The sequence below is a fragment of the Paenibacillus sp. W4I10 genome (genome assembly GCF_030816325.1).
Classification (GTDB): Bacteria; Bacillota; Bacilli; order Paenibacillales; family Paenibacillaceae; genus Paenibacillus; species Paenibacillus amylolyticus_B.
This window is the reverse complement of sequence record NZ_JAUSXX010000001.1, coordinates 1518159-1544330: the sequence shown is the minus strand read 5'-3', so window position 1 is coordinate 1544330 and position 26172 is coordinate 1518159. Positions and strand designations below refer to the sequence as shown.

24 protein-coding genes are annotated in these 26172 nt (G+C 41.8%); 18 read left to right on the top strand and 6 right to left on the bottom strand.

Annotated elements, in window-relative coordinates:
* Positions 1-49 precede the first annotated feature (49 nt).
* Positions 50-1777, bottom strand: a complete 1728-nt coding sequence (locus QF049_RS07040; protein WP_307536017.1) for a cache domain-containing sensor histidine kinase — start codon at positions 1775-1777, stop codon at positions 50-52.
* A 253-nt stretch (positions 1778-2030) separates the two neighbouring features.
* On the opposite strand from QF049_RS07040, the gene QF049_RS07035 reads away from it, so the two are divergent.
* From QF049_RS07035 to QF049_RS07025, 3 genes are all read left to right on the top strand, one after another.
* Positions 2031-2987 carry an ABC transporter permease gene (locus QF049_RS07035; protein ID WP_062322050.1) on the top strand — a complete coding sequence of 319 codons (957 nt, stop codon included), beginning with the start codon at positions 2031-2033 and terminating at the stop codon, positions 2985-2987.
* Positions 2988-3015: 28 nt separating this feature from the next.
* Complete coding sequence (locus QF049_RS07030) at positions 3016-3906, top strand: carbohydrate ABC transporter permease (RefSeq protein WP_029880772.1); 891 nt, start codon at positions 3016-3018, stop codon at positions 3904-3906.
* 132 nt (positions 3907-4038) lie between these two features.
* A complete protein-coding gene (locus QF049_RS07025; protein ID WP_307536011.1) occupies positions 4039-5643 on the top strand; it encodes an extracellular solute-binding protein in 1605 nt (534 codons plus the stop codon).
* Positions 5644-6097: 454 nt separating this feature from the next.
* On the opposite strand, the gene QF049_RS07020 is transcribed toward QF049_RS07025, so the two are convergent.
* Complete coding sequence (locus QF049_RS07020) at positions 6098-6268, bottom strand: winged helix-turn-helix transcriptional regulator (protein WP_307536009.1); 171 nt, start codon at positions 6266-6268, stop codon at positions 6098-6100.
* Between the two features lie 120 nt (positions 6269-6388).
* Here QF049_RS07020 and QF049_RS07015 point away from each other — a divergent pair, with 120 nt between their 5' ends.
* The 3 genes from QF049_RS07015 to QF049_RS31355 all read left to right on the top strand — a co-directional run bounded on the left by QF049_RS07015 (position 6389) and on the right by QF049_RS31355 (position 6993).
* A complete protein-coding gene (locus QF049_RS07015) occupies positions 6389-6523 on the top strand; it encodes a hypothetical protein (RefSeq protein WP_307536007.1) in 135 nt (44 codons plus the stop codon).
* Positions 6524-6709: 186 nt separating this feature from the next.
* Positions 6710-6886, top strand: coding sequence for a hypothetical protein (locus tag QF049_RS07010; protein ID WP_307536005.1), 177 nt, complete (start codon positions 6710-6712; stop codon positions 6884-6886).
* A gap of 5 nt (positions 6887-6891) precedes the next feature.
* Entirely contained in the window at positions 6892-6993 is a 102-nt protein-coding gene (locus QF049_RS31355) for an ester cyclase (RefSeq protein WP_244660857.1), read from the top strand.
* Positions 6994-7129: 136 nt separating this feature from the next.
* Here the strand turns inward: QF049_RS31355 and QF049_RS07005 are convergent, their stop codons facing one another.
* The 4 genes from QF049_RS07005 to QF049_RS06990 all read right to left on the bottom strand — a co-directional run bounded on the left by QF049_RS07005 (position 7130) and on the right by QF049_RS06990 (position 9863).
* On the bottom strand, positions 7130-7600 hold the full coding sequence (locus QF049_RS07005; protein WP_307536003.1) for a DinB family protein: 471 nt from the start codon (positions 7598-7600) through the stop codon (positions 7130-7132).
* Positions 7601-7695: 95 nt separating this feature from the next.
* The gene (locus tag QF049_RS07000; RefSeq protein WP_307536001.1) at positions 7696-8277 is read right to left on the bottom strand and encodes a TetR/AcrR family transcriptional regulator; all 582 of its coding nucleotides are present in this window, start codon (positions 8275-8277) and stop codon (positions 7696-7698) included.
* The gene (locus QF049_RS06995) at positions 8274-8735 is read right to left on the bottom strand and encodes a nuclear transport factor 2 family protein (protein ID WP_307535999.1); all 462 of its coding nucleotides are present in this window, start codon (positions 8733-8735) and stop codon (positions 8274-8276) included. Before QF049_RS06995 ends, QF049_RS07000 begins: the two co-directional genes overlap by 4 nt.
* A 291-nt stretch (positions 8736-9026) precedes the next feature.
* Positions 9027-9863 carry an alpha/beta fold hydrolase gene (locus QF049_RS06990; protein WP_307535995.1) on the bottom strand — a complete coding sequence of 279 codons (837 nt, stop codon included), beginning with the start codon at positions 9861-9863 and terminating at the stop codon, positions 9027-9029.
* Positions 9864-10234: 371 nt separating this feature from the next.
* On the opposite strand from QF049_RS06990, the gene QF049_RS06985 reads away from it, so the two are divergent.
* The 12 genes from QF049_RS06985 to QF049_RS06930 all read left to right on the top strand — a co-directional run bounded on the left by QF049_RS06985 (position 10235) and on the right by QF049_RS06930 (position 26164).
* Entirely contained in the window at positions 10235-10762 is a 528-nt protein-coding gene (locus tag QF049_RS06985) for a hypothetical protein (protein WP_307535994.1), read from the top strand.
* A 324-nt stretch (positions 10763-11086) separates the two neighbouring features.
* Complete coding sequence (locus tag QF049_RS06980) at positions 11087-11455, top strand: nuclear transport factor 2 family protein (protein ID WP_307535991.1); 369 nt, start codon at positions 11087-11089, stop codon at positions 11453-11455.
* Between the two features lie 277 nt (positions 11456-11732).
* Positions 11733-12923, top strand: a complete 1191-nt coding sequence (locus tag QF049_RS06975) for a glycine C-acetyltransferase (protein WP_307535989.1) — start codon at positions 11733-11735, stop codon at positions 12921-12923.
* Between the two features lie 36 nt (positions 12924-12959).
* On the top strand, positions 12960-13919 hold the full coding sequence (locus QF049_RS06970) for an L-threonine 3-dehydrogenase (RefSeq protein WP_307535987.1): 960 nt from the start codon (positions 12960-12962) through the stop codon (positions 13917-13919).
* A gap of 493 nt (positions 13920-14412) precedes the next feature.
* Positions 14413-15408: a glycoside hydrolase family 43 protein gene (locus QF049_RS06965; protein WP_307535985.1), complete on the top strand. Its 996-nt coding sequence runs from the start codon at positions 14413-14415 to the stop codon at positions 15406-15408.
* A gap of 759 nt (positions 15409-16167) precedes the next feature.
* Positions 16168-18195 (top strand): tetratricopeptide repeat protein, encoded by a 2028-nt coding sequence (locus QF049_RS06960; protein WP_307535983.1) that lies wholly within the window; start codon positions 16168-16170, stop codon positions 18193-18195.
* The gene (locus tag QF049_RS06955) at positions 18185-20359 is read left to right on the top strand and encodes a hypothetical protein (protein WP_307535980.1); all 2175 of its coding nucleotides are present in this window, start codon (positions 18185-18187) and stop codon (positions 20357-20359) included. Before QF049_RS06960 ends, QF049_RS06955 begins: the two co-directional genes overlap by 11 nt.
* Positions 20360-20404: 45 nt before the next feature.
* Positions 20405-20515, top strand: a complete 111-nt coding sequence (locus QF049_RS06950; protein ID WP_148089725.1) for an ammosamide/lymphostin RiPP family protein — start codon at positions 20405-20407, stop codon at positions 20513-20515.
* Positions 20516-20604: 89 nt separating this feature from the next.
* On the top strand, positions 20605-21903 hold the full coding sequence (locus QF049_RS06945; protein ID WP_307535977.1) for a TldD/PmbA family protein: 1299 nt from the start codon (positions 20605-20607) through the stop codon (positions 21901-21903).
* Positions 21900-23150 carry a TldD/PmbA family protein gene (locus QF049_RS06940; protein ID WP_307535975.1) on the top strand — a complete coding sequence of 417 codons (1251 nt, stop codon included), beginning with the start codon at positions 21900-21902 and terminating at the stop codon, positions 23148-23150. The genes QF049_RS06945 and QF049_RS06940 overlap by 4 nt, the downstream gene beginning before the upstream one ends.
* 12 nt (positions 23151-23162) lie before the next feature.
* On the top strand, positions 23163-24896 hold the full coding sequence (locus tag QF049_RS06935) for a tetratricopeptide repeat protein (protein WP_307535973.1): 1734 nt from the start codon (positions 23163-23165) through the stop codon (positions 24894-24896).
* 14 nt (positions 24897-24910) lie between these two features.
* Positions 24911-26164: an MFS transporter gene (locus QF049_RS06930; protein WP_167483575.1), complete on the top strand. Its 1254-nt coding sequence runs from the start codon at positions 24911-24913 to the stop codon at positions 26162-26164.
* Positions 26165-26172: the final 8 nt, after the last annotated feature.

The window sequence follows — 26172 nt, the reverse complement described above, 5'->3', positions numbered from 1 at the left end:
TAAAAGGAGTGCTTTGCAGGCCGATAACGGCTGCATCGCACTCCTTTTTTTATTGGATCTCTTTTTGCGGCAGACGGATCTGTACGGTAGTTCCCATACCTAGTTTGCTATACACTTTAACACCGTAGTATTCACCAAATTTCAGTTTAATCCGCCGATCCACATTTGAAATGCCATAACCCCGTCCTTCTTTCTCTTCAAACAAAGCCCCAAGCTTCTCTCGCCGCATGCCCATTCCGTCGTCTATAACCGATAAGATGATACTATTGTTCTCGATGACACCCTTGATATGGATATTTAGGGGCCGATCCTGATTCCAAAGAGCGTGGATCACTGCATTCTCCACAAAAGGCTGCAGCGCAAGCTTCACGGTCGAGTAGGGCAGGATCGATTGATCTATCGTGTAGATGATGTTCAGCTTGCCCTTAAACCGTATAAGTTGAATGGCATTATAACTCTGGGTCAGTTTCAGCTCCTCATTGATGGTCAGGATGCTCTTTCCTTTGTTCAGGGATATCCGATAAAACTTGGCCAGGTGAAGAACCATATCCTGAATCTGTGGATCCTGATGCTTCACGGCCAGAGAAGAGATCGAACCGAGTGTATTATACAGAAAATGAGGATTGATCTGAGCTTGAAGCAGGTCAAGTTCGGCTTCCTTGCTCTGTAGTTCCTTCTGATAAACTTCGGTAACCAGACTTTTCAACCGAGTTGTCATCTGTTCGAATGCAAAGTGAAGCTGTCCGATCTCATCACTGCCCATTTGCTCCTCATGAGTAGGGTTGAAATCCCCCCGCTCAATTCGCCGAATCATCCGAATTAACGTTCTGATGCGATTGCTAAACAGCGAAGCAGTAATATAGATGAGCAGCAGCGCCACGCCGATGAAGCCCAGAGAAATTTTGATAATAAGCTGAGAGAGGGATTTGGCATCCTTGATAATACTGTCATACGGAAAAATGGACACCGTTCTCCAGCCATTTTTGAGCGTGTTATAGACCGCTAGAGCCTTCACGTCTTGATATGTTGTATCAAATCTGCCTGAAGGCGTCTCGTCAAAATTCTGATGAAGCAATTCGGGCAGGCTTGTATTGATTAACTGTTTGTCCGCTGAAGACAGAATCATACCCTTGTCATTGATAATAAAAATATCTTTGCCACCTGCTTCTTTTTCCATGAGAGAATAGATGACTGACTCGGAAATTTGAAAGACCAGCATCCCGTAGGGGTACTGATTACTATTGTTGTTCAACAGCCGGGCGAGTGTAAACATGGCAGGACCGTTCTCTGTCTGCGGCGTGGAGAGATGAATAATGTTCCCATAGGATTGCTGCAGCTTGTGAAACAGTTCCGTGTCCTGAACTTCGGGTGTGATCGGCCGGATATAATAATTGTCTTTGGGCAGCGACGGATTATCCGAATAAATGAATGCGCTATCAAAATCAGGGTAGGCAGCCATCACAGTGTCGATTCGATTGCCAATGTAATTATAGACATCCAGATAAGATGGATCATCCTGATACTCGTTTGTAAGGTAATTGGCAAGGCGGTTATCCAAATAAATGGAGGCGGAAATGTGTTCGTAGCTATCCAGTTTGTTCTCCAGATTTTTAGTGATCTGAGCCGTTGAGTTCGTCATGTTGATGTAGATCTGCTCAGTAAGCTTCGTTTTGGTTAGCTCATAGGAAAAATAAACCAACAGCATCATCGGAATGATCGTGACTAGAACAAATACCATAAACAGTTTGGAACGAAAACTCAGGTTTACAAAAGGCATGTACATATATCTTCTATAAAATTGGCGCATCCGGAAGCCCTCTCTTGACTGAATATTCGTTGCACAGTTCATCATAGCAGAGTGAATATGGAAATCCAATCCTCACTTTGCACAAAAACATCTTTAAAAAGCGGTATCTTTCGGAGAATTCAACTATGGCGAGTAATCCGTGTCAAATTTATGATTAATAGGAGAGAAGTTGAATCAAGATATGGCCGACCATGCTGCTGTATAGAAAAAGGGAGGGTACTTAATGCATAAGGTAAGCGCTATCAAAACAGTCAGGAGCAATAATCTGATAAGCAGACTAAAAGAGCAAAAATGGTTATTCGTGCTTATGCTTCCTGCCTTCATTGCGACATTGCTATTTTCCTATGGTCCGATGTTTGGACTATATATGGCGTTTACAAATTATCAGCCGGGTGGGGGATCGTTCTTACATCAGTTCTTCCATGCCGAATTTGTAGGTTTCCAGTGGTTTGAGTATTTCTTTACTACAGGGGATTTCTATCGGGTTATGCGTAATACGCTAGCGACAAGCTTGCTGACACTGTTCTTCGGATTTCCTGCGCCAATCATCCTCGCGCTTGTACTGAATGAAGCGAGACAGGGATTTTTCAAACGTTTTGTACAGACGGTTTCTTATCTGCCGCATTTTATCTCATGGGTTATTGCAGCCAACATTGTGATTACGCTGCTGGCTTCGGATGGAATGCTTAACAATATTTTGGTTCTGCTGGGCATTGTCAAAGAACCCGTTGCATTTTTGCAAAATGGTCCTCTGTTCTGGTGGATTATCGCATTGTCGAACATGTGGAAAGAGATGGGGTTCAGTGCCATTATGTATCTGGCCGCAATCGCTTCCATTAATCCGGAGCTCTACGAAGCGGCCAGGGTGGACGGAGCCAGCCGATTCAAGCAAATGTGGCATATAACGCTGCCATCCATGCGCCCTACAATTGTCATATTGGCTATTCTCGCGGTCGGAGGCATTTTGAATGCAGGATTTGAACAGCAATACCTGCTGCAAAATAATACCGTGCTTGAATACTCCGAAGTTATTGATATTTATGCTTACAAATACGGACTACAAAACAGCATGTTCTCTTACGGGGCTGCTGTGGGAATGTTCAAATCCGTTGTCGCCTTCATTCTTGTCCTTATCGTGAACCGGATTTCCAGAAAAGTGAACGACCAGGCGTTGTTCTAACTACAGAAGACAGAGGGGAGCGCTTGTAATGATTCTGAACCGATTCGGGGATCGTATTTTCAAAATTATTGTATATTTCATACTTATTCTCGTATTACTGGTTACATTTCTTCCGTTTTGGAATATACTCGTTCTTTCATTGAACAGCGCGGAGGATACGGTGCGAGGCGGCGTTTATCTGTGGCCCAGAGATCTGACCTTGGACAGCTATCAGCAGATTTTGAAAGATAGCGAGATTTTAAACGGTCTGTGGGTAACCGTCAAACGAACGCTGATTGGCGCACCGCTATCGGTTCTCGTCATTACGATGCTTGCGTATCCGCTAAGTCGGCGGAATCTAATTGGTCGCAAAGGCTGGAACCTGTACTTTATTTTTACCATGTATTTCAGTGGCGGACTGATTCCGTTCTACATGGTGCTTAAGGCGCTGAATATGATCGATACCTTTTCGGTGTTCATTTTGCCAAGTTTGATGAATGTCTTCTATATGATCATTGTCCGTACTTTCATGGAACAGCTACCCCATGAGATTGAAGAATCGGCGAGGGTAGACGGGGCTAACGATCTGACAATTTTCTTCCGAATTGTGATGCCGCTGACAACACCTGTACTTGCAACAGTGGGACTTTTTCAAGCGATAGGGCATTGGAATGCGTGGTTTGATTCCTATGCGTTCACCTATAGTTCGGATCTGAAGACTCTGCAAGCCGTGCTCGTGAAAATATTGAATCAATTTCAGACCGGTGGCATGATTTCGCAAACGCAAATGCTGGCCAACTCGGCCAAACGAAATGCCGTTTCCAGCGATACCATTCGAATGGCTGCTACGATGGTAGCCACATTACCAATCGTGATGGTGTATCCGTTCCTGCAAAAGTATTTTGTTAAAGGTATGACTTTGGGAGCGGTAAAGAGTTAAGCGATTCCATGATCCGGTTGTGGGACGGACTCGTCCTGCGACCTCTCCTGAAAGGGGGTGGGCCAAGATTGTTTTGTAATTGCTCGATCATGCACTTTAGGAATTTATTCATTGGGAGGAATTAGGGTGTCAATGATAAAGACAAAAAAATGGATTACTATGGGTATGACTGCTGCATTAGTCGTTGGTTTGTTAGCGGGATGCTCCTCTAACGATGGGGAGAACAAAACAGCAGGTAAAGATGGGGAACAAGGCCCGATTACGCTGACCTGGTTTGATGGCAATACCAAAGGAGAACCATTTACCGATGCAGTTGCCCAGGAAATCACCAAAAAGACGGGCATAGAGATCTCCATCCAGCAGCCAACAGGTAATCCAACGGAAAAACTGAGCCTGATGCTCGCCAGTGGTGACTATCCGGATGTAGTAGTCATGAGCCGGGGAGATGCTTCCCTCGACAAATACATTTCAAGTGGGGCATTCATTCCACTGGATGAGTTAATTGAGAAATATGGTTCTGATCTGAAAGAAATGTACGGAGATACCTTGACCAAAACACGTAATACAGACGGCAAGAACTACTATCTGGCAAACTGGTATGGACTCGACAGTGATCCGGTCTTCGGTATGCTGATGAGACAGAGCCTGTTGGAAGAGTTCCTTCCGGACAAAGCAGATGGTTCACAGCCCCTCACAACAGACGAATTCGAAGCACTCCTGAAAAATTTCAAAGAGAAATACAATACGATTGATGGCAAAGAGTCCATTCCGATGACGATGAACGGGGAGAACATGGGTGCGAATCTGGGCACATTCAAAGGCATGTGGGGCTTAAAGACGTATTATGACAACAACGGACGTCTGCAATATGATGTCAAGGACCCCAAATATCGCGAGATGCTGTTATACATGAATCGCTTATATAGAGAAGGTCTGATCGAAAAGGAATTTGCGATTAGCAAAACACAGACCTGGATTCAAAAGCTGACGACTGGTGCGGTATTTGCTACCCCAGGTGCATATTGGGACCCGGGGAACGGCAATGCAGCCTTGAAGAAGGATGGCGGGGAAAAGAATCAACTCTTTGCTTACAAAGTTGTTGCTCCAGGTGTAGATCCGGCTCAAACGACGTTTGGCCCAAGAAGTTCGCTTGGATGGGATGCAATCGCCATTACCAAAAACAACAAACACCCGGAAGAAACGATAAAGCTGTTTAATTATCTGGCGAGTGATGAAGGACAGCATCTGCTGCTGTGGGGCAGGGAAGGCGAACAGTACACCATGGTGGATGGCAAGCGACAACCGAAACCTGAATTCCTTCAAAGCTTCAAGGATAATTGGGATGATACGGTGAAGAAAAGCGGCGTTCGCAAATGGTTATGGTTTATCAAAAATGGTCTGGACCCGAACGGACAGCCATATGACATGGCGGTTAAATTCCAACGCAGTGAAGTGGATGAACTGGCCATTAAGAGTCTTGGCGATTCCGTATGGGATACAGCGCAGTATGACAACCTGAATCCGGATGGGGGAACACCTCAAGCTCTGACGGCCCAGAAAGTGAAGGATATTATGGATCAGAGTATTACGAGAGCCATTATTGCCCCAAGTGAGGCCGAAGCCAATTCCGTGTTCGACAAGATGCTGGAGGATATGAAAAAGGCTGGCGATGAGAAAGTGGAAGATATCATCAACGAGAAATATGCTCAGCGTATGGAGCTGTGGTCTTCCAAATAATTGGATATCAACTTATAAATAAATACTTATGTCAAAAACCTAATTTTTTAAAAACCCGTTAATCTGTATGAGATTAACGGGTTTTTGTTGGGATCAAAATGATGGGGGGCGGCAGATATTTAAAAATACATCAGAGAATTATGTAAGGGAAATCTCTCTTTTCGGTTTATCTTCATGCAGTAGTAATATTGCAGAAACTGGTGGTCAAAGATCAACTTTCTCTTACAAATCAATGGAGGACACATGAGTCCTCCATTGAATTTACTTGGAGATGAAAATTCAAGTTTTGTGATTCCGTGGGAGTAATAGAAGAGTTTATTCTATTTTGAAATGACCGTAAGTAACCTTTGACCTCATTCACTCTACTGAGTATCGTTTGGAAGTTCATCATTGAGTTTCTGGTAACCAAGTCCCCATGTTTCCATAGAAAATATAATTGGCTTAAGTGAATTTCCTAATTCACTGATCTCCGGGATACTTTTACGAAGTTCTCTCCGAATCGTTGAGTTCCCTTCAAGAGATCCCTCACAACCAATAACTTCCACTTATTACCTATCAATCCAACTGTCGTTGCGACAGGACACAACGGCAACTCTTTTTTTGAAATCACTCCATTAGCCTCCATATAGTTACTATTAGGTTCCTATATAACAAAAAGGTGCCTACTTTCAAAACCAATTTATTGTTTATATCATAGTTCTGTCGATGAAAAAAGCAAATGAGATAAATGAAAGGAGGAGGGGGTGTGCAAGAAAGTTTATGGATGCAGTTGAGTGACTATTTTTCGAATCATATGTTAACGTTCTTGAATTCTTGGAGACAGCATGTAGAGATCAGTTTATTAGCATTGATGGGTTCCACACTGATCGGAATTACTTAGGTACCTGTTGCTTCCTATCATGGGTACTGGAATTAGGCCGGCCCTTGTCGCTCTGATTATTTATGTCTCTACTAGAATCTGCACAAGGTGTAGGGATGTCTGAACGACAAATCAGATGGAAAATCCAAAGTGGAGATAAAATTTAATTGAGGGCAGATGCTTATGAAAATAGAAAGGGGTTTAAATATGACGATTACAGAAAACAAACAATTGATGTATCGTTTCACGAACTTCATTAATACGGCATGCAAAGAACTTGCTGAAGAATTGATTGCTCCAGATGCTGTTTTTTATGTACCTACGCAAAAAGAACCAATGAATGGTCCCAGTCGGTTTTCCACCAACACAAAAAAATCGAAGTAAATGCAATGAATTTTTATCGGATCTCTAATGGCCAAATTAGTGAAGAGTATGGTCAACCCGATATGCTTGGCTTGCTTCAACAAATAGGGGCAATTCCAAAAGCATAGAAACCGACCTTATTCCAACTTTAGTAGGATTTAAGGTCGGTTTGTTCGTTTAAGTGAAGGGACACTACTAATAATGTAATAAGAAAACTCAATATTTCGTGGCGAGACATTGGTTTTAACAAATCCTTTACTAATCCTAACTGTCAATAATGCTCTTGATATTTTTAATTGTTGCAAAGTGCATTGCTTCATGGTAAATCAGAAAACCCAGTAATTGTTCTACATTTGTAAAGGTAAGTCCTGTAGAAGACTTGTAATGAGGATTGATTTCTTCTTTCAATTTGCTTAAAAGTACCGATTCAACCCTTTCAATTTGTTCAGTTAACAAGTCGATTATTTGAGACAACGTTGGAGGCTCTATATTCCATTCAGACGGTTTAGTTCCTGGTTCAAACAACTTACTAAAATTAGCAGGATATTTGGTTTCTTGCCCAGTAAGTTGGAAAGCGAACTTCTCATGTATAACATACATGTGGCCTAGATTCCATTTTATATTGTTTTTCAAACCTGTTGGAATTATTTCCGAGGCAGAGTCATTTATATTCCTCACATAATCAATTGCCTGACGGCGAACAAATCCCAATTGTTTTGCGACAAAATTGCTCATGATATTGCCCTCCGATAAAGTCGCTAATGAAATCGTTAAGAAAAAATCACTTGTTTTTTGGGGTGAAGAAATTCCGCCAGTTTAACACTTTTGTGTCAGTGACCAGAGTTGCTTTTAGATACATAAGTTGAGACTCGTTGTGACAGATTTGCCAACGTACGTTCAAAATAGGATTCATCATTAAGTGCTCTACTCAGAATTAATCCCCCTTGAATACTAGCAATTGTTTCCTCTGAAATTTGGTCAGCAGTCTCTTTAGAGATACCTGTTTGAACTAGTGCCGCGCTTAGGGCTTCAATCCATCTTATAAAATATTGCCGAATAACAGCAGCGAATCGATCTCTTGTCTCGTCCAAAGCGAATGCACCAATAAGGCATATACGCTGACCAGATTGAAAATAAGTATCGACCTCTTGCCACATATGATCAATGGCTACCCGGGCTTCATTCTTTTCGAGCGGTTCAAAAATGTTTTTGATAAACCATTGATCAATATGAGCAAGAATTTCAGCAGCCATCTCTTCTTTTCCACCCGGAAAGAAATAATATAAGCTTCCTTTAGATAGACGCGTACGGGCTGTAATTTTACTCAAAGTTGCACCCTCATAACCTAATTCACGAAATACCTCAGTAACGAGAGGGATGACATCAGATTTTTCAAAAACAGTGCGCGTCATAGGTTTAACTCACTAAGGCTTGGATGTTCAGTAGGGCGCGTACCGAGAGGCCAATGAAATTTGCGTTCTTCTTCCTTAATCGGCATGTCATTAATCGAAGCAAATCTACGTTGCATTAAGCCGTCATCAGCGAATTCCCAATTCTCGTTCCCATACGATCTGAACCAATTGCCACTATCATCATGCCATTCATATGCAAATCTTACTGCAATACGATTATCCGTATATGACCAAAGTTCCTTAATAAGGCGATAGTCCAGCTCTTTAGCCCATTTTCTAGTTAGTAAAGAGACAATTTCTTGGCGGCCTGTTATAAATTCGCTCCGATTTCTCCAATAACAATCCTCAGTATACACAAGTGCGACCCGCTGAGGGTCTCGGCTATTCCAGCTGTCTTCTGCCATACGAGTTTTTTGGATTGCTGTCTCAAGAGTAAATGGGGGAGTTAGAGTGTTCATTCATTTTTCCTCACTTTCTATACCGTTTGCACTAATATAAACCGATCGGTTTATAAATGCAAGTTTACATCCCAGATTCAATACAAATATCGAATCGGTTCAGATTCATAATGTACCAAGTAATCTTATGCATAGTGGCTCTTTCTGTGTATTACCATTGATCAAGAGGGTGTTCATTCTTCATATGCATATCCTATGAAACAATGAAAGACAGAACGTCTCCTCTATAGGAGACGTTCTACTTTTTCTCTCATTTTATTCTTTTAGCTAAAATCATCAGTCGAACTTAATTTAACCTTGCAAAAATTCGATCAATGCTGCATTAAATTGTTCGGAATGGGTCGCATTAAATCCGTGTGGTCCACCTTCGACAACGACCAGACGGCTGCCAGGGATGGATTCATGAGTACGTTGTCCACTCACCTCCAAAGGCACGATGGCATCTGAATCGCCATGGATAACCAGTGTTGGGATGTTGAACTTCTCCAGATCCTGACGGAAATCAGTAAGGGCAAAGGCCGCAATACAATCCAATGTGCCTTTTGGTGAAGCCAGAGCTGCAATATCACGGTTATAGATACGGAATGGTTCGCTCACGAGGTCTGTACGGTCTCCAGCAGCGAAAAAGTTGTTTGTGAAACCATCCAGGAAAGCTAAACGATCCGCTTTTACCCCGTTTTGGAATTCTGCAATCGTTGCATCATCCAATCCTCCTTGAGGATTGTTTTCGGTTATATAGAGATAGGGAGGAACCGCTCCCGCAAATACGGCTCTAGAAACGCGTTCTGTCCCGTAGGTCCCCACATAACGTGCAACTTCTCCGCCACCCATGGAGAATCCGACTAATGTGGCATCACGCAGATCAAGGTGCAGTATCAATTTATGCAAATCCGAAGCAAATGAATCATAGTCATAACCATCCCAAGGTTGAGAAGACTGACCGAATCCACGACGGTCATATGTGATAACACGGTAGCCTGCTTCAATTAGGGCAGGAACTTGCTTCTCCCAGGATCGCCCACTCAAAGGCCAGCCATGAATCAGAATAATTGGTTTTCCCGTACCACGATCTTCATAATACAGTTCAATTGGTTGTTCATTCTCAGCGCCTACATTTACTTTAGCCATGGAAAATACCTCCATTAGTTGTTATATTTTTGTTTAGACAGAAGCTATAAGCTCAGAAACATGAATGGGGGCTTGTTCATGGATCGCCTCACTCTCTATACTGTTTGTATCAGTATAAACCGATCAGTTTATACTTGCAAGTTCATATCCTAGCGTGGGTACTTAGTTAATCATCGACATATTCCTTTGAAAAGCGCGAAAGGTTGATGACGAATATTTGAATCTATGGGAAATGAGCATTTTGGAAAGAGATTGGCTAACACAAAGAAAGTAATTAAATGCTAAAAACCGTAATTAGCGGTTGTCGAATCCCACCCAAGATTATCAGCATTGTCAGCCTACTTCACAAGATGAACAAAAGAGAATTTAAAATGAGAAAACTCGTTTTATTTTTGCACGCATCGCTTGACGGTTTTGTAGGAAGGCCGAACGGTGAAATGGGAGTTTGGCTGGTTTCCTACGATGCTGATTTGGAGAAGCATGCGAAAGGAATTCTGAGTTCTGCCGACACTGTCATTAATCTGGCGCAATTGATCAGGGAGCGCAGGAGTATTCGTAAATGTAACTCTACGCCAGTGGATCAGGAGTTAGTTATTGAATTACTTCGTAAGGCTATTCAGCTTCAACCATTTGTTGAGGTTGGCTCGTGGCGTGTAGTATACGCCGGAACTCCTGAATCATCTAAACGGCTGGTGGACTGTATGATGCAACAGATATCACAGAGCAAGCTGGGGAAGCTGATCCCTGGAAAACTAATGGAGGTTTTTATAAAGAGATTAACCGATATTCCCGCGCATGTCATTGTTATGTCCAATGTCCGTACGGATCGACTGACCAATAGTCGGAAAAGAACGCCAGCCCAGCAGAAGTGGACCATATTGCGTGGGCAGAATACATAGGAGAGGGGGATGTAAAAATGAAATTGTCAGATCTGGAAGGAGTCATGGACGGTCCCAGTGAGTTTTTGGATCGAAAGGTATTAAACTGAATGAGCAGAGTTATCATGAAGTATGTAACGCCGATACCATTTTTCCAAAAGAACTATTAAAAGAAATACAGAAATATATCCACGGTAACATGGTTTACGTCCCAACACCTGAAGGCCAACGGAAGAAGTGGAGATGCGCTCGTGTGACTTATGTACATTCTTCTTTTCTGTTCGATATAATTGATTCAAAACACTAGTTAAGAACTGCGCTTAATTAAAAAATAGAGGAGTACTTATGAAAGAAGAAATTATAAAAAAATATTTCTTTATGTGGGTAAGTAGAGATTTTACGTTTTTAGATACGTATTTTTCTGATGATATTATCTACCGCGAATGTTATGGAGCAATGTATGTGGGTATAGAGGAAGTCCATTTGTGGATCAAAAAAATGTTACTGAAGCAAGTTGTCTTAGAATGGAAGATAAAAAATATTCATCAAGTAAATGAAACCTTATTTTTTGTAGAGTGGTATTTTGAAGCAAAAGAAAAACAACTTTATTCATTTGATGGTATATCAATGATTAGATTTGATGGAAATAAAATCCGATTAATAGAAGAGTATGAAGCTAAACATGAAACTTTTAGACCATGTAAGGTTGATTAAAGATGTCGAGGGACAAGAACATGTGCCTTTTTCAGATTAGATATATATCTAATTAATTAAGAGTGCATAACTTCGGCAAGCGCTTCCGCTACTTCCGGGGAAGGGGGAATAATCACTATGTTTATTTGCGTATTTTTTTACTTTTTGTCCTCCACATGTGTACAAAGAATAAAAAAGATGCTACATTGAAATTAGTCTAAACCCCTTTATAACAAGGTTTTCCGCAGAATGACATGTCTCCTGTACAAGGACAAACGTATATCAAGGAGGGAATCGAATGTCAAGTCAAGCATTGGACCAATTTTTAAGTTCAAACATCGAAGATCTAAAGACTAAAGGTCTATATAACTTTATCGATACACTGCAGGGTGCAAATGGTCCTGTTATTCGTATTGACGGAAAGTCCCTAATCAATTTGTCTTCTAATAACTATCTGGGATTGGCAACAGATTACCGCTTGATTGATGCTTCAGTTAAGGCGGCGCAGACATACGGGGCAGGGGCAGGGGCTGTGAGAACAATTAATGGCACGATGGATCTTCATATTGAGCTTGAAGAAAAACTGGCCCGTTTCAAAAAAACGGAAGCCGTTATCGTGTATCAATCGGGATTCAACTGTAATATGGCTGCTATATCCGCAGTAATGGACCAACATGATGCGATTTTGTCCGATGAGCTGAATCACGCTTCAATTATTGATGGCTGCCGCCTGTCGAGAGCCAAGGTGATTCGCTTTAAGCATTCGGATATGAATGATTTAAGACAGCAGGCAAAAGAGGCCAAGGAATCCGGTCAGTACCGTAAAATTATGGTCATCACCGACGGGGTTTTCTCCATGGATGGTGATATAGCAAAGCTGCCCGAAATCGTGAAAATAGCAGAAGAATTCGATCTGATTACTTATGTGGATGATGCCCACGGTTCGGGCGTTCTCGGAGCAGGTGCAGGAACCGTGAAGCATTTTGAATTGTCCGACCGCATTGACTTTCAAATCGGTACTCTTTCCAAGGCGATCGGCGTTGTCGGCGGTTATGTGGCGGGTAAAAAACAACTGATCGAATGGTTGAAGCTGAGAAGCCGTCCGTTTCTGTTCTCGACATCGCTACCTCCGGCTGCAATCGCTTCCTGTAGCGCTTCTATCGACATTTTTATGAATGACAAAGAACTGATCGAGAAGCTATGGGAGAACGGCAATCATTTGAAAAATGGCTTGAGCCGGCTTGGATATGATGTAGGCCAAAGCGAAACGCCGATCACACCTTGTATCATTGGCGATGAAGTAACCACCCAACAGTTCAGCCAACGGCTCTATGAAGAAGGCGTTTACGCCAAGGCAATCCTGTTTCCTACGGTCCCGAAAGGAACTGGAAGAATACGCAACATGCCGACAGCTGCCCATACCAAGGAGATGCTCGACCAAGTGATCTCTGTTTATGAGAAAGTTGGCAAGGAAATGAAGCTGATTTAGTGCATTCGCGGGAGTATATTTCGGGAGGAATGTCTTATGAACAAGATTTTGGTGACCGGAGCACTGGGCCAAATCGGTTCAGAGTTAGTTGTTAAATTACGTGAGATTTATGGTGCGGATTACGTCGTTGCTACGGATCTCAGGTCATCAGCCCACGAAATTACCCGATCCGGACCATTCGAGCTGCTGGACGTGACGAATGATAAGGCGATGTTCGAAATCGCCAAGCGGTACGAAGTGGATACCATCATGCATTTGGCTGCGCTGCTGTCGGCTACCGCAGAGGAGAAACCCCTGCTTGCCTGGAATTTGAATATGGGCGGATTGATGAATGCACTTGAAGTATCCAGAGAGCTCGGTTGCCAATTGTTCACTCCAAGCTCCATTGGATCTTTTGGCCCTACGACTCCGAAATACAATACCCCGCAGGATACGATCCAGCGGCCCAATACGATGTACGGCGTGAACAAAGTGTCCGGCGAACTGCTTTGTGATTATTATTTTCACAAGTACGGCCTGGATACTAGGGGGCTGCGATTCCCGGGATTGATATCTTATATGACGCCTCCCGGCGGAGGAACGACCGATTACGCAGTGGAAATTTATTACGCAGCCGTGACGGTTGGCCGGTATACATCTTATATCGCCAAAGACACAAACATGGACATGATGTATATGCCGGATGCCCTAAACGCTATCATCGATTTAATGGAAGCGGATTCTTCCCGGTTGATGCACCGAAACTCATTTAATGTCACCGCAATGAGCGTGGATCCGGAGGCGATCGCTGCAGCAATTCGAGAGGAGTTTCCCGGCTTTATCCTCGATTATGACGTTGATCCGAAGAGACAGGCGATAGCCGATAGCTGGCCGCATTCCATTGATGCGACGGCAGCAAAAACAGAATGGGGATTTCATGCCCGCTACGACTTGAAGGCTATGACGAAGGATATGCTTTCACAGCTAAGCGAGAGACAAATGCTTCGCAAAGCTTAAATTTATTATAAATTTACTGTGCAAACCGAGTAGAAATACAAAAGAATCTGCATCAAGAGGAGGTTTGGCGTTACCCGGACCTTTTGTTGCAGCTTCTTTTTTTCATCCTCCATCTTGCCAGAAGAAATATGGAATGAAAATTACACATGTAGTAAAACAGTTTGCTGTAATTCACAAATACTAGGTCCTGCTTGTAGTGTTATTGTTAGGCGAATGCAGCTTGTGTGAGGAGAATATCTGTTAAAAATTTTCGGACTGTAATAGAACTCACCAAAAAATGTCCACCCAGGTAAGCAAAATGCGAGCAATTGGTGTATATTTTCAGTGTAATGGAATGGAATAGGCGGGAAATGTACATTTTTTCGGGGGAAGATCTTTAGTATGTGTATAGGAAAGAACAAGCGGGGCTTGTACAATAACATTAGATATTGTAAACGCTTGCTTCACGCCCGAAACTGAAGGAGAACAATTCCAATACCAAAGGAGATGCCTTATGAATCAACAACAACTACCTAAACCCCACCAGCCGCTCGTAACCCACATCTTCACTGCGGACCCGTCCGCCCATGTCTACGAGGGCAAAATCTACATCTATCCTTCCCATGACCTCGATCATGACGAGCCGAGCAATGATAACGGCGACCAGTATAAAATGGAAGACTATCATGTCCTTTCGATGAACAACTTCGATTCCCCGGTGGTCGATCACGGCGAAGCGCTGCATCTGAGAGATATTCCGTGGGCCTCCAAACAACTCTGGGCACCGGATGCTGCTTATAAGAACAATACCTATTACCTGTTCTTCCCGGCACGGGACCATGACGGCATCTTCCGTCTGGGTGTGGCAACATCAGAGTCTCCGGCAGGCCCGTTCACGCCGCAGCCGAATTATATGGAAGGCAGCTTCAGTATCGATCCGGCCGTACTGGTGGATGACGACAATCAGTCATACATCTATTTCGGCGGACTCTGGGGTGGCCAGCTGGAGAAATGGCAGACCGGCAGCTTCGTGCCAGATGCAGAAGGACCGACTCCTGACCAGCCGGCGCTTGGACCGCAAGTTGCACTGCTTAGCGACGACATGCTGTCCTTCCAGGGCAAGCCTGCCGAGATATCGATTGTCGATGAAGACGGGAATCCGATTCTGGCCGGGGATGAGGACCGGAGATATTTTGAAGGACCATGGATGCATAAATATAACGGGTATTACTACCTGTCCTACTCTACAGGCACCACGCATAAGCTCGTATATGCGATCGGCAAGAATCCGATGGGACCATTCACGTTCAAGGGCGAGATTCTCTCTCCGGTTATCGGCTGGACAACCCACCACTCCATAGTGCAAGTTGAAGACAAGTGGTATCTGTTCTATCACGACAGTTCCCTATCGGAAGGCGTCAACCACAAGCGCTGCGTTAAATATTCCGAGCTGAAATACAACGAAGACGGAACGATCCAGAAGATCAATCCTTATCCGGGTGCTGAGTAAGCTGGCAGGTTAGCGGAAACAGATAAGATTACAAGATAAGGCATAACATGAGGCAGCTCCTGACGGGGCTGCTTTTTTGAGTAGAACAGTAAAAAATGATTCTTTCTATAGAGGAGAATAGGGGTAAAGTTACAGGTGCAGATGCCTTTTATTTTTACGAAACATATGTTGAGAATGATCAACGGTTCTTTTTCATAAACAGGATCAAAAAGGGCTGAGCCCGCCCTTAAATAGGATCAGACCTGTTGGAATGACAGCGCAAAACATATTATTGTTAAGTGACAATATAGCAGGAACGTTTTCATATGTCTTATGAAGAAAACAACGCAATAAAAGACAAAAGTTGGCGAATATTTGTCCATTATCCGAAATTTGACACATGAAAATTCTGTGTTATTATGTATAATAATAGAAAAATTACACATTTCAAAGAATTGTTGTAGTTAAATTCGGAAGTTTATTGGATGATTTTGTCATCGTTCTACTTAGCAATTAGCTAACTTATTTTATCCTTCGCAAAAAAAGTCAGATTAGTTTTCGTATGGTACTTTGGAAAAGGTCACAACGTAAAATTACATGACACTCTTCTTGTTCTACTCCATGTTTAAAGAGTAGGTCCACATTTTCATTATCAAATCTCAAGACAGCACTTTTATATTAACCACACTCAAAATGCACTCTCTTTCATTTCACATCATATTTGCTGGACACATCGACAACATAACACGTCAGAATTATTTAAAAAGGATGGTGTTATATATGCGTTCAAACGAAGTAGGGGATCCTTTTCTTTTTGAAAGCAAGATAAAGTCAGAATATGAAAAAATAGAGTCAAATGTATTGAGAATCCTGGAATTAAAGAGGGGACAGCTCCGCTTAAAAATAGATGATAAGATCTGGATTTACAACGGAAATATGCTCCACAAAGCTGCTTTGGCTGAGAAAATGCATACGCGATTAGCTCACAGGACGAATCTGATCACCATTGGAGGTACTTGGGAGACTCGAGGTTTTAGTTCCATCGCTCCTTTAATTTATACTATTATCTCTTTTCTACTTCACAAAGGGGAAGACAAACTTCTAAAAAATCATGCGCCAGAGATCCTGTATCTCTTTCCAGCGTTTAGTTCCGAGCCTCCTTTTGTGAATGCTCAAAAGCTCGAAGACATTGCACTTCCTCCATCACGTCGCAGATTGCATAAAGAATCTGAACAAATGTTCAGAGTTACACAGACCATTGTTAAAGTTTTATTAGACTATACCAAATATCTGGATCATACAAACACCATATTTCTGTTCGATCAGATCGACAGAATGGACGAGCATTCTCTTCGATGTTTCGCTCGGTTGTCAAAATGTATTGATGATCTGCCCGTTGTCATCGTTGCAACCGTATCCGAAGCTAGTGATCTTGATTCCCGTTTCCCAATGGCAGCAGACAGTGATATTCGTATGCACGTGAATCTGGCCGAAAACAGGAATCGACTACTTGAAAGTCTCTACAACCAAATCACCCCTACTGTACATGAGATAACCGATTGGAAAGATGGGTATGAAAGTAAATTCTCATATGGCAACTCACTAAAGCTGGAGCTTACGAACAATGAAACTCAAAAAACAACAAGACTTCTAGACTGCATGGAGAGTGGGGATACAGAACAACTAGACGAGATATTACTTGAAGCTCTGGAGACCAGTGTCTTCACACAAAATTATGAACATGTGCTCTTTCTTGTCAATAAAGTATCCCGGTATATCCATGATCTGAAAAAACAAACCACAGTTGAACTATGGATATATATGGGGTTGTGTTATGCGTATATGGTTGAATACGATAAAGCACTTAACCTTTTTAAGCATGCGCTTACCTTCACAGAAGATAAATTAAAAAAATCCGAATTACACTTGTATATCGCATTACTGTGTACAAAAAGGTTAAACACCCCATTAGTAGGAAGGGAATTTATTGATCAAGCACTCCAAAACATAGCGGATACGACCGGTTCCGAAGTAGAAGTTGAGCGAACTTGGTTACATAACCTAAGGGCACTTACCTACGTGGAAACGGGCGATTTAGCTCAAGCATTTAAAGAATGCAAACAAGGACTTGAACACATAAAGGAAGGTAATCGAAAGGAAGATGCCATCCATATAAAAATAAACTTAATATCCAATATATCTGTTTTGTTTGAATATATGAAGAAAGTGGACACAGCACTCAAACATTGGTCAAAATTCGAAAAGTTTGTTACTCATTCAAGCCCGGTTTTTACGAAGCATTATTTATACAGGAAAGCAGGGTTGCTCTTCAAACTCCAGCGATACGCTGAAGCAATCCAATCATTAAAAGATAGTTATCGCATTGCAAAAGACATGAATGATGCTTTTCATATGGACATCATTGCCAGAAGTCTGGGAGCCATATATTTTGAGCAGCGGCTTTATGATAAAGCGACGCAGTGGTACAGAAGAAGTCTTGATTCCAAGTTACTGCTTATACAGGATGAAGACCTTCCTCGGGTCGCAACGGCGCTAGCGATATGTCTAGAAAAGCAAGGAAATGGGGATGAGGGGAAGCAGGAAATTTTGAACAGCTTAAAAATCCAATCCAAAGGAAGCGCTGCGGAGAAAGCAAGTGAAATCCTTCTAAGATGGGATCAAAAGAAAGATGAGACATGGGAGAGTTACGTAACATGGTCAATCCAAAAACCAGAAACCAAATTGAATCGACCGTTTGATCTGACTAATCTTTATTCTGAAAAACCGGAGAGAATCCGTGTGGGTTAATACATCTACCTGGGAATGGCTAAAGCCATATGTATTACGTAGCACCTCTCTCCCTATAGAAAACATTCTTCAGCTAAGAGTAGTAACAACCAAGGAACATTTTAAACAATGGAAAAAGGCACGTAAAGATTATGAAGATTGGTGCGATCATTGGATTCAAGAGATCCGATCGATTCCAAAACAGAATGTTGTCCTTTCCCATCAACGTAAGATCATCCGAAGAATAGAACATAAGAATCCCTTAACAGACAATGATAAATCTATACTGCTAGACTGGCACATGGAAGAGCATATCCATAATTATTCTCTTAAACATCAACAGATCGCTCAATATGAAATGTTAAGTCGCAAAACATTTGAGGAAGAACTCGAGTTATTACAACAAAAGCTGTTTGAACTGTATCAGTCTGATCTTTATGACCGAATGCTTTATACGATTAACCCGGCATTTTGGAACTTTTATCAAACCTATAAGCAAAAAGATCAGGCGAGCTTTAGTCAAAAAAGACAGATGGGGAGAACCCTCTTCGCCTATCTTCAACGTGTTACTACAAAAAACGATACGATGGGTGAATTCGGTCCCATTAGTTATGGCATTTTAGATCAAGGATCACCCCTAAAAGAAAGAAAGATCATACAGAAAAAAGCATTCATCTCGCATCAAGCGTTGCAAAAAATATTAACTGCAATAAAGGAAGACTTGGGAGAAAAAATAGCGGAATGGAGGCTTCCTTCCTCCTCCGTAGATGGCTTAGATGAATTGCAACGTCTACTTCAATCAGGGGATTACCATTCCCATAAATGGCTCATTACTTTGTCAGAGATCGAGCACTATCTCGATAAGTATGTCAATAGTTCATCTCCTACTGAAAAGAGTAAAACCATAGCTAACCTAGAAGAAATTTATACTCGAATTACGGGAGAGAGTTATCAAGGTAAAAACACCCAATATTTTGCGGATAAAACCTTAGTTTACGAGGAGTGTTATGATCAGCAGTTTATGCCCGTCGTTATTTCGAAGGATCTTTGGCAGGAATTAGACCAAGCCATACTAATCCAAGCAAAACTTCGATTAGAACGGTGGAAGGTATTCCAAAGAACAGCCATGCAACAATTTGAAAAAGTTAGTCATGGCCGTTCATCTATACCAGCAAAGAAATGGATATCGTATTGGCTAAGGAACCCTCCAACCTTAAAAAATCAGTCCATGGTGGAATTTCTAGAGACTTGGTTGGTCGAAGATCAGGGTACTTCCTACATTCAGGTGCCTCAAAGTGTGTTGCAGGAATGGCGAGCAGAACTGAATTCATTTAGATGGCTTCTATCTCCTGACCTTATGATCGCTTGCAGTGAAAGTGACACGGGGATCGAGGTCACATCCATTGTTATAGGAGAACTTCATCATGGTTTTACGGGCGATGGGTGGATGCAATTTTTTAATAAGGAAAAAGGAAAACTACGACAAACCGTACATGAAGCCCTACATGTAGAGAATAGTGCAAAATCGTGGGCAAATTGGATATTTAAACGCACAATGAAAAGCACACCACAGGAATATCCGGGTCTTTCCGTAGAATTAACCGGTGTTTCTGCATCCAGCAAAGATAACATTTTGTCTTTAGACCAACTTGAAGTACGAATTAAAAATAATGAAGTAGCCCTTTTTATCAAAAACACTCATCATTGCTTACATTTTTATGCTCCTGCTCTTGGATTTAAAGAAGAAACTTTTTTTCCGTTTGCGCTGTTCTGTTCACCCATGTTTGATCCACCTAAATCAACATCAAAAGGTAGACACCCATCCCTTAAAGTAGGGAGGGTCACCATAATGCGTGAGCATTGGAGGTTTGAACCTTCAGATTGGGTCGGGGAGCAGAACATATCGGATTGGTTTCAACAGTTTGAACGGCTGCAGACGATCCAAAAAAGATTTCATTTACCAACCGAGGGTTTTCTTCATTTCTCACATGAACAGAAGCCCATGTGGTTTGATTTTGATAATCCTTTTTGTGCAGATATGTTTTTTAACGAAGTCAAAAAAGCAACTTCTTTTATGTTCACGAGAATGGATCCTTCTCCAAAGGATTTATTCATTAAAGATGAGAAGGGACACTACTGTTGTGAGCTGCGTACTTTTGTATATAGAAAAGAAAACTCCATTTAGCGTTAACGATAGTCTTTATTATACCTTGCAAAGGAGGTGATGAAGATGGCTGACACAGTTGAATTAGAAGAATTGGATCTGGAATTAGAAGACCTTGATGATATCGATTTCGAATTGGAAGAGATCGAGGATAAGATTGCCCCTCTAGCCCTTTAGTCACACCAATTTTTGCGTATAGGGATCGGCTTTTACAGCCGATCTTTACGCAAAAAATGAAGTAAAGACTGAACAAAAAGGGGGATATCATGCAGAATATTCACCTATTTGCTGAATACAAGAAAACGGAGCTTCGCGTATTTGACAATCTTGAAAAAAGCGAAATTAAGAACCTGACCGAGATGGGCAGTGCTGTTCGATTGAATCATGGGGCTCATCGACAAGTCATCGCGATCTCGGACTTGAATCCGGATTCACTTTATTCTGCTTCCAAACATCTTGTAAGAGGAGACCCATTACCGTTGTTTAAACATTGGGAGCCCAAACAGGAGAAAGCTTTTGAGGATGATTTAACGGACGAAATAGACAAGTGGAATCATCACATGAATCATTTAGCTCTTCATTTTTCACCAGAGGTCATATCAACAAGAGCTTACTGGAAATCTGTAAAGCAACATGTATGGTTTTTTGCGACAGAAGTCGGGCTTCGAGAAGATATCAGGCCTTGTTTCATGTTGGAGTTGGAAGTACTTGCGAGACAAAATAAGAAAACAACGAAGTCGAGTGTGACGAAGAGCTGGATTTCTCCAAAATATGTAAACCAGGCAGAACTTGAAAAGTTAGTTCTGTACGCTGCAGAATCAGCGTTGGACAAGCTCCATGCAAAACCATTTCACTCAGGAGCATACTCGTTAGTCTTAGGCCCTTTAGCAGCTCCTGGCATCTTTCATGAAGTTGTGGGTCATGGACTCGAAGCAGATATAGCTGCTCTAACAGGCGCTGCATTTCATAACAGTAAAGGTGAAAGAATTGGCTCCGACAAACTTACCATTGTAGATGATCCAACAAGTTTGGGTTTGCCCGGGAGCTATAACATAGATGACGAAGGAATCACCGCCAAGTGCACCACATTAGTGGAAGAGGGGAGAATTTCAAATTATTTAAGTCACCTGCACAGTAAAGTACAGAGCAACGGACATGGACGTGTCATAAATTATGCCCATCCTCCCCTGGTAAGAATGTCTAATACGTTCGTATTGCCCGGGGAAGATGAACCAGAAGAAATCATTTTAGAAACGAAATCAGGTATTTATATAAAAAATGCTTTTAATGGAGACGTAAATATGATCACTGGGGAATTTAAGATTCATGTTACCGAAGGTTATCTCATAGAAAACGGTAAATTAACAACGCCAATAACGCCCTCCATATTAAAGGGGAATGGGCGCAAGCTGCTTCGTTCTATTGATAGGGTAGGGAATGATTTTCAGATTCATGCGGAAGTAAGAGGTGGATGCGGAAAACTAGGGCAATCTCCTTTACCCGTCTCGGCTGGATCACCAACAGTAAGAGTACTTGATTGGGAAGTGCAGGCCATAGACTCATGAGAAGATATGCGGATTATTATGGAACAGAATTATGTCAGAAATCATGGATCATGACCGAAATGGAATCCCTTTATTCGGAGAGAAAAGGATGCGGATCATCGTTACGGAGGTGGAACGATGATCAATTCTATTCATGTATTCGTCCTTTATCCAATTATACAAATGTGAAAAATCAAAATTGGAGTCAGTGGAGCTGTGATACAGGAGTCTCAGGGGTTGTACCACACCGGTCAGACCCAAAGAATATATATCAACCTCATTTGGAAATTTACCAACCCGTCTCAACCCGTACAGTAGATCATATCCTGCGTGAAGGAAAAGAAATGATATTTTCTATCGCTGATCTTATCGTGAGCCCAACCCTATTTTTCGAAACGGAAGAGAAAACGGCCTTTTACCAAGATACGGAGGGAAGAGAACACGAGAAAAGAGAGACTCAACATACCGTTTCTGTTTTGGTTCAAGGGAAATCCAATAGAGCCAGTACAACATTCTCTTTTCGCTCCATGACAGATTTAGATTGGCAGTCACTATGTGGAGAGTTAAATAGTCAACTGCAAACTCAAGCAGAGCGCCCAAAAAGAAGTGTAAATCATTCATCCATCATATTAACGGAGCAGGGAACAGAAGAGCTGCTTAAAGCTCTCGGAAACCTTTTTATTTCTGACTATATGGATACGAATGTACCCGTACTTTGGCAGAAACAAGGGAAACGAATTGCAAGTCCAGCACTCACATTAACGGATTGCGCTCACCTCCCTAAGCTGCTGAGAAGCTCAAGTTTTGATGATGAAGGAGCCCTGTGTAAAGACATTGCATTAATTAAAAATGGTGTATTTAACGAAGCCTTGCATTCACTTTCTTCTTCAACCAGGCATAAACAGATGGCTAATGGCCGAGCGTTTCGTAAAAATTATCAGACTATGCCTAAAATTCAATATACGAACCTGAAGGTAGAGGAAGGCTCCCATTCAACAGAAGAATTGATAACTAGAAACCCATCCGGTTTCTTATTGAATCGCAGCTACGGTGGACATATTCGAGGTGGCAAGCTCGTTTTTGGAGCGGAAGGTTGGAGAATTCATAATAACACCTTGGTAGAGAGATTAACCCAAGTCCAAATTGAAGCGCCTTTATTTCAGATGTTACGTTCAATTGATCCTGCAACAGATGGATACAGCAATACATTAGGTAGAGGATTTATATCTCCATCTTTGTATGTAGAAAACGTATCTGTAATCTATTAAAGAGGTGAGATCATGAAGGTAATGAAATCCGATAAACTCGACCTTTTCAATTGGATAGACCAGGGGGCAGAGCATCAGTGGTTTTCCGCTTCTCCGAGTATTACGGGCCGGGAGCATCAAGAGCTGCCTCCTTCACACGAAAGAAAGTCCATCCTGATCGAGCTAAAAGAGGACACATATCTGCCGGCCAAGCTGCTTTATAAGGTGTGGGATGTTTTAATTGATCCTTATATTGCAAAAAGAATTACCATTCAAAATGCCTACAAAGCTTTGCATCAGGCTCTTAAAGAGGATGAGACAGGCTGGTTAACTCCCCTTCCAGCTCACCCAATGGATCGGCAATTTTCAACCAATATGGAGAAAATACTTCGTATAGCTAATGATACGGTGAGCTGTTTACTGGAGATTCGCGAGCAGACAACCGAAATACAAGTCCCCTGGATTCTACCATTAAATGTCTCTTACTTGGATAAGGTAAGTTTGATATTTTTGCAACGACTTATTTATCGGACGAAAAAACTTCCGATTGCTATAGATACGTATTACTTCTACCAAGAACACATCTCATCTAAAGATCTAGATGCAAATCAACTCATTCATATTCGTGTACGGGATTTTTATAAATCATTAGGTGTAGACCACTTAAATCAAACGGACAAGACCAGATTAAGCAATGAACGGTTCCAACTATTAAAAACACCTTTAGAAAAAGCAGTTGTTTGGTGTGACGGCTACTCAGTATTGGCACACGCAAACCAATTGCTTACTAAGGTATGCAAGGACGAAGAAGAGGCAGAGCTTTTATTCCTTGTTATGCGTGCGTACCTATTCGAGAGACAGCTCTCTGCAGCAGAATCAACACTGCAAAAAATCATTCAAACCAATAAATACTCCAGCAGTATTCGTGCAAGAGCATCGATCTACTATGCATTGTTATTAGCGAATCATATTAAACGTCCTGAAGAAGCAATTCACGTTGTAGATCAAGGGATGACGTTTCTGAGTGGAATGAATGATGAGTCGGCGGTCAGAGAGATGGCTTGGTTACATAATGTAAAAGCTTTAACTTATTACAGGCTTCAACAACTGCCCCAGGCAGCGAAATCCTTACAACAAGTTAAGGTATACATTAAGCAACTAGGGAAGGAGGATACGGTTCTGCTTTCATCTGCATATGCTCAGAACTCAAGCTACCTTTATGAAGCCATTGGAAAAATAGATGCAGCAATACAGACACAGCAGATATTTATCCAGAAAAACGCAGGCCAGGACGACAGTTTTTTAGTTGCACATTGGTTCCGTATTGGATTTCTAGCTGGAAAAAAAGGTGAACTTCATATGGCGCTAAGTTGGTTAGACAAAGCGTACGAAGCTTGTAACCGGATATCTGACCCTTATATGCAAGAATGGATTGCCAGAAGTACAGCATATATATTACTTCAATCAAAGGAGATGGATCGAGCAGCATTATGGCTACAAAGAAGCACAGATCTATGCAAAAAAATTCATTTCCTGCCTGTGTTGATAAGTGTATCTACAGCTCTATATGCAGTCCACCAAATGATTGGTGTATCAGAAGAGCCATCGGAATCACCAATCAGACGAGATGAGAGTTTATCTCCTTCTGAATTGAGGATTAGAAAAGAACAATTAGAACATATCGAAAGAGGGGAGATTGAAGTTTACCAAATCATCCCGAAACCGAATTCAAGATTTTTTTATCCTTTTCATCATTTTTGGTTTTAAGGGAGGAACCTCATTTGTCAGAAATCATACCTTTACGTAAAAATAGAAGTTTTAATTTTTGGGTATCCGCCCAAATTGTTTCGCCAATAGCGGAAAGTTTCTCAACAATTCTAATTACATGGACCATTTGGAAAGAGTCCAATTCAACTACACTCCTGGCTTTAACCCTGATTCTTACGACGATCCCACAAATTATTTTTGGAATGGTTGCTGGAGTCGCAACGGATCGGTTTAACCGCAAGAAAATTGTGATGTTTTGTAATGCAATAAGAGCAGTCCTCATGGTTGTGATGGGACTCTTAGCCTTTTCTAGTCTCTTAAATGAAATCATTTTTATGCTGGCTTCGTTCATATTGGGTTTCTTGCGTTTATTTGCAATGACCGCTTACAGAGCAGCCATGCCAGGTATCGTTCATAAAGAGCAATTAATGAAAGCCAACTCTATCACCAACAGTGTAAGAATGGGCTTTTGGCTGATTGGACCGTTATTTGCTGGATTCTCATTAACCTTACTTAGTACCGGTCAAATTATGATTATGAACGCGATCCTATTTATTATTTCTGTTTTTTTACTTATGCCTGTGCAGATTAAACAAGTGAAGGTGGAGCATAAGAACAAAAATCTCTTTAAAGAGCTAGGTGTCGGATTAAAACTGGTTTCTCAGGATCGACTTATCTTCTCCATTTTTATCACGTTTGCTGCGTTTACATGTTTCGGTCGAGGGATTGCCCATCTAGGTAATCTGATGGTCTCGAACGAAATTGGATTGGACTCGTCAGGTTTTGGTGTTCTTTCGAGTGCTGATGGATTTGGATACCTCGTTGCAGGAATTATTCTGGCTCGTCTTGCGATTAAAAACAAATATCGTACAATGATGCTCGCTTGGCTAGGCGGCGGAGTCGCATTTCTTTTCATGCCGTTTAGTGATTCTATATGGCTTCCTCTCATTCTGTTGTTCATGGTTGGTTTAACTCAACCCTTCGTCGATGTACCCTTAGTTACTTTAGTACAACAAAGAGTGGCAGATGAACATTTAGGTAAGGTTTTTGGATTTCATACGGTAACCATCTGGATTGGAGAATTCATGGCCTATGCGTTATTTGGATATTTGTTTGGGGCTTTTACCCCTACTATGGTCTATGCAACTTCCGGTTTCATCGTAGGACTTCTGGCGATCGGAATGTTGATCTTTGCTCGAATCAGGCTGAAATACACGCAAGACAACATTCAACAACCAGAGAGCATGGCGAAGAACATCAGTAATTAGGAGGTGCC

Bases quoted from the DNA above. Each gene is read 5' to 3' on its own strand.
- QF049_RS07030 (WP_029880772.1), top strand. From the start codon at position 3,016: ATGATTCTGAACCGATTCGGGGATCGTATTTTCAAAATTATTGTATAT.
- QF049_RS07020 (WP_307536009.1), bottom strand. From the start codon at position 6,268: ATGGAGGCTAATGGAGTGATTTCAAAAAAAGAGTTGCCGTTGTGTCCT.
- QF049_RS06935 (WP_307535973.1), top strand. From the start codon at position 23,163: ATGAAGGTAATGAAATCCGATAAACTCGACCTTTTCAATTGGATAGAC.
- QF049_RS06990 (WP_307535995.1), bottom strand. From the start codon at position 9,863: ATGGCTAAAGTAAATGTAGGCGCTGAGAATGAACAACCAATTGAACTG.
- QF049_RS07005 (WP_307536003.1), bottom strand. From the start codon at position 7,600: ATGAGCAATTTTGTCGCAAAACAATTGGGATTTGTTCGCCGTCAGGCA.
- QF049_RS06970 (WP_307535987.1), top strand. From the start codon at position 12,960: ATGAACAAGATTTTGGTGACCGGAGCACTGGGCCAAATCGGTTCAGAG.
- QF049_RS07025 (WP_307536011.1), top strand. From the start codon at position 4,039: ATGATAAAGACAAAAAAATGGATTACTATGGGTATGACTGCTGCATTA.
- QF049_RS06940 (WP_307535975.1), top strand. From the start codon at position 21,900: ATGAGAAGATATGCGGATTATTATGGAACAGAATTATGTCAGAAATCA.
- QF049_RS06980 (WP_307535991.1), top strand. From the start codon at position 11,087: ATGAAAGAAGAAATTATAAAAAAATATTTCTTTATGTGGGTAAGTAGA.
- QF049_RS06965 (WP_307535985.1), top strand. From the start codon at position 14,413: ATGAATCAACAACAACTACCTAAACCCCACCAGCCGCTCGTAACCCAC.
- QF049_RS06945 (WP_307535977.1), top strand. From the start codon at position 20,605: ATGCAGAATATTCACCTATTTGCTGAATACAAGAAAACGGAGCTTCGC.
- QF049_RS06960 (WP_307535983.1), top strand. From the start codon at position 16,168: ATGCGTTCAAACGAAGTAGGGGATCCTTTTCTTTTTGAAAGCAAGATA.
- QF049_RS07000 (WP_307536001.1), bottom strand. From the start codon at position 8,277: ATGACGCGCACTGTTTTTGAAAAATCTGATGTCATCCCTCTCGTTACT.
- QF049_RS06950 (WP_148089725.1), top strand. From the start codon at position 20,405: ATGGCTGACACAGTTGAATTAGAAGAATTGGATCTGGAATTAGAAGAC.
- QF049_RS06985 (WP_307535994.1), top strand. From the start codon at position 10,235: ATGAGAAAACTCGTTTTATTTTTGCACGCATCGCTTGACGGTTTTGTA.
- QF049_RS07040 (WP_307536017.1), bottom strand. From the start codon at position 1,777: ATGCCTTTTGTAAACCTGAGTTTTCGTTCCAAACTGTTTATGGTATTT.
- QF049_RS06995 (WP_307535999.1), bottom strand. From the start codon at position 8,735: ATGAACACTCTAACTCCCCCATTTACTCTTGAGACAGCAATCCAAAAA.
- QF049_RS07010 (WP_307536005.1), top strand. From the start codon at position 6,710: ATGACGATTACAGAAAACAAACAATTGATGTATCGTTTCACGAACTTC.
- QF049_RS31355 (WP_244660857.1), top strand. From the start codon at position 6,892: ATGAATTTTTATCGGATCTCTAATGGCCAAATTAGTGAAGAGTATGGT.
- QF049_RS06975 (WP_307535989.1), top strand. From the start codon at position 11,733: ATGTCAAGTCAAGCATTGGACCAATTTTTAAGTTCAAACATCGAAGAT.
- QF049_RS07035 (WP_062322050.1), top strand. From the start codon at position 2,031: ATGCATAAGGTAAGCGCTATCAAAACAGTCAGGAGCAATAATCTGATA.